2 protein-coding genes are annotated in these 3,728 nt (G+C 59.4%); one reads left to right on the plus strand and one right to left on the minus strand.

Annotated elements, in window-relative coordinates:
* Positions 1-56: 56 nt before the first annotated feature.
* Positions 57-527: a DUF1289 domain-containing protein gene (locus ACW9HW_RS29455; protein WP_096510965.1), complete on the minus strand. Its 471-nt coding sequence runs from the start codon at positions 525-527 to the stop codon at positions 57-59.
* A gap of 459 nt (positions 528-986) precedes the next feature.
* Between ACW9HW_RS29455 and acnB the strand changes: the two genes are divergently transcribed.
* Positions 987-3,587 (plus strand): bifunctional aconitate hydratase 2/2-methylisocitrate dehydratase, encoded by a 2,601-nt coding sequence (gene acnB / locus ACW9HW_RS29460; protein ID WP_095194978.1) that lies wholly within the window; start codon positions 987-989, stop codon positions 3,585-3,587.
* The last annotated feature ends 141 nt before the right edge of the window (positions 3,588-3,728 follow it).

Here is a 3,728-nt window from a genome sequence, read left to right on the forward strand (position 1 = left end):
CACAGTTGAAATGCATTTCCCTGTGGGAGCGAGCCTGCTCGCGAAGCTTCAAGAAATCAGCCGCCAAACGCATCCTTGAGGAAACCGGGGGCGATGTATCGCTGGTAATGCGCCTCGGACAGCAGAAAAAACTCCCGATCAATGGCATCGCGCAATTCAGGCAGGTTCCAATCGCGGAACTCCGGCAACAAAACCATCCCGTAGGCTTCCAGATTATTGATCACCCGCGCGCCCCGGGCGATCAATTGGTAGGCCCAGCAATAGGCCGACTGATGCGGCACGAAGCGGATCTTGCGCTGCTCCAGCTGGGTTCTGAGCAGTGACGCATCGAAAATCTCGACCTTGGCCGCCATCACCTGGGACAACAGCTGCTCCAGGCGCAGCCATACCGCACGTTTTTCTTCTTCGTTGTAACCGTTCCAGTGAATCACTTCATGGTGGAAACGCTTGCAGCCACGGCACACCAGGTCACCGTAGACAGTGGAGCAAAGGCCGACGCAGGGGGTCTTGATGGTCTGATTGGGCATAGGTAGGCAGAATACGAAAAAGCAAAACAGGCCGGCATGTTAGCCCTTTGTCCGGTATTGATCACCCCTCAAAGTTCAGCGCTTGAGGCTCTGTCGCACTCCGGAGGCTGTTCGCCACCAAAGTCCAATAGAGCCTGACTTACCTTTAATTTTTTTTTGCCGTAGAATCAGCCAGCCTTTTTAGGCGCCAATGTCCGTTAGAAGCTGTTTTCAAAGCGTCACGAGCACAGTCGTTCCTTCAGAGCGGTGTTGGCGGAGGTTTTTTCCAGCGGGGAAGAATCCGACGCCAACCCTCATCAGCTCCCGTTCTGCAGGCGTAAAACTTTGAAAGCAGCTTCTGTAAGGAATTGTCGGTAATTCTGGCTAAGTGGCTCACAACGCCATGCAGCGCATGAGTACGGCAATTTCGGGATGAGCGTCCCGGACACCCATTTGGGACCACTGATGAGGGTAATAACTGTGCTTGAAGCCTACCGCAAACATATCGAAGAGCGTGCAGCACTGGGTATCGTTCCCCAGCCGCTTAACGCCGAACAAACTGCAGGCCTGGTCGAGCTGCTGAAAAATCCCCCGGCTGGCGAAGAAGCTTTCCTCGTTGACCTGATCACCAATCGCGTTCCACCTGGAGTGGACGAAGCCGCCTATGTCAAGGCCGGCTTCCTGTCCGCCATCGCCAAAGGCGAAGCCAAATCCCCCCTGATCGACAAGAAGCGCGCGGTTGAACTGCTCGGCACCATGCAGGGCGGCTACAACATCGTGACCCTGGTGAACCTGCTGGACGACGCCGAACTGGCGCCAGTGGCCGCCGAAGAACTCAAGCACACCCTGCTGATGTTCGATGCCTTCCACGACGTGGCTGAAAAAGCCAAGAACGGCAACGTTCACGCCAAAGGCGTACTGCAATCCTGGGCTGACGGCGAATGGTTCGTGAAGCGCCCTACCCTGGCCGACAAGATCAGCCTGCGCGTCTTCAAGGTGACTGGCGAGACCAACACCGACGACCTGTCCCCTGCTCCTGATGCCTGGTCCCGCCCGGACATCCCGCTGCACGCCCTGGCCATGCTGAAAATGGCTCGCGACGGCATCGTGCCTGACGCACAAGGCGTCACCGGTCCGATGAAGCAGATCGAAGAAATGCGCAACGCCGGCTTCCCGATCGCCTACGTCGGCGACGTGGTCGGTACCGGTTCTTCGCGTAAATCGGCCACCAACTCGGTGCTGTGGTTCTTCGGCGACGACGTTCCTTACGTGCCGAACAAGCGTGCCGGCGGTTTCTGCTTCGGCAGCAAGATCGCTCCAATCTTCTACAACACCATGGAAGATGCCGGCGCACTGCCAATCGAATTCGACGTCTCCAACATGCACATGGGCGACGTGATCGACCTGTACCCGCATGCTGGCAAAGTCTGCAAGCACGGCACCGACGAAGTCCTGACCACCTTCGAAATGAAGACTCCGGTCCTGTTGGACGAAGTTCGCGCCGGCGGCCGTATTCCGCTGATCATCGGCCGTGGTCTGACCGAGAAGGCTCGCGCCGAACTGGGTCTGCCACCTTCCGACCTGTTCAAGAAGCCTGAAGCACCGGCTGAAAGCACCAAGGGCTACACCCTGGCGCAGAAAATGGTCGGCAAGGCTTGCGGCGTGACCGGCATCCGTCCGGGCACCTACTGCGAACCGAAGATGACCACCGTGGGCTCCCAGGACACCACCGGTCCGATGACCCGTGACGAACTGAAAGACCTGGCGTGCCTGGGCTTCTCGACCGATCTGGTGATGCAGTCCTTCTGCCACACCGCGGCCTATCCAAAGCCGATCGACGTGACCACCCACCACACCCTGCCTGACTTCATCATGACCCGTGGCGGCGTTTCCCTGCGTCCGGGCGACGGCATCATCCACTCGTGGCTCAACCGCATGCTGCTGCCGGACACTGTCGGCACCGGTGGTGACTCCCACACCCGTTTCCCGATCGGTATCTCGTTCCCGGCCGGTTCCGGCCTGGTCGCCTTCGCCGCCGCCACCGGCGTCATGCCGCTGGACATGCCTGAGTCGATCCTGGTCCGCTTCAAGGGCAAACTGCAACCAGGCGTCACCCTGCGTGACCTGGTTCATGCCATCCCTTACTACGCGATCCAGAAAGGCCTGCTGACCGTCGAGAAGAAAGGCAAGAAGAACGCCTTCTCCGGCCGCATCCTGGAGATCGAAGGTCTGGAAACCCTGACCGTCGAGCAAGCCTTCGAACTGTCCGACGCCTCGGCCGAACGTTCGGCTGCCGGTTGCACCATCAAGCTGTCCAAAGAGTCGATCGCCGAATACCTGAAGTCGAACATCACCCTGCTGCGCTGGATGATCGGCGAAGGCTACGGCGATGCCCGTACCCTGGAACGTCGCGCTCAAGCGATGGAAGCCTGGCTGGCCAACCCTGAGCTGCTGGAAGCGGACAAGGACGCCGAGTACGCCGAAGTCATCGAGATCGACCTGGCCGACGTCAAGGAGCCTGTGCTCTGCGCGCCGAACGACCCGGACGACGCTCGTCTGCTCTCCAGCGTTGCTGGCGAGAAGATCGACGAAGTGTTCATCGGTTCGTGCATGACCAACATCGGTCACTTCCGCGCTGCCGGTAAACTGCTGGATCAGGTCAAGGGTCAGCTGCCAACCCGTCTGTGGCTGTCGCCGCCGACCAAGATGGACGCTCACCAGCTGACCGAAGAAGGCTACTACGGCATCTACGGCAAGGCCGGCGCTCGCATGGAAATGCCAGGCTGCTCGCTGTGCATGGGTAACCAGGCACGTGTAGAGCCGAACTCGACTGTCGTGTCGACGTCGACCCGTAACTTCCCGAACCGTCTGGGTGACGGCGCGAATGTCTACCTGGCTTCGGCCGAGCTGGCGTCCGTGGCGTCCATCCTGGGTCGCCTGCCGACCGTCGAGGAGTACATGGAATACGCTGGCAAGATCGACAGCATGGCGGCCGATGTCTACCGCTACCTGTCCTTCGACCAGATCGCCGAGTTCCGTGAAGCGGCTGCGAACGCCAACATCCCGGTCGTTCAAGCCTAACGCTGCAACGCAATAAAAAACGCCGCCCATCGTGAGATGAGCGGCGTTTTTTATTGCCTGGAGTATTGAGAGGCCAACTGCCCCGATTCACTTGAAACCGAGGCGCCCCATTCGCGAGCAGGCTCGCTCCCACAGATACTG

The sequence above is a fragment of the Pseudomonas sp. SDO5532_S415 genome, assembly GCF_054071155.1.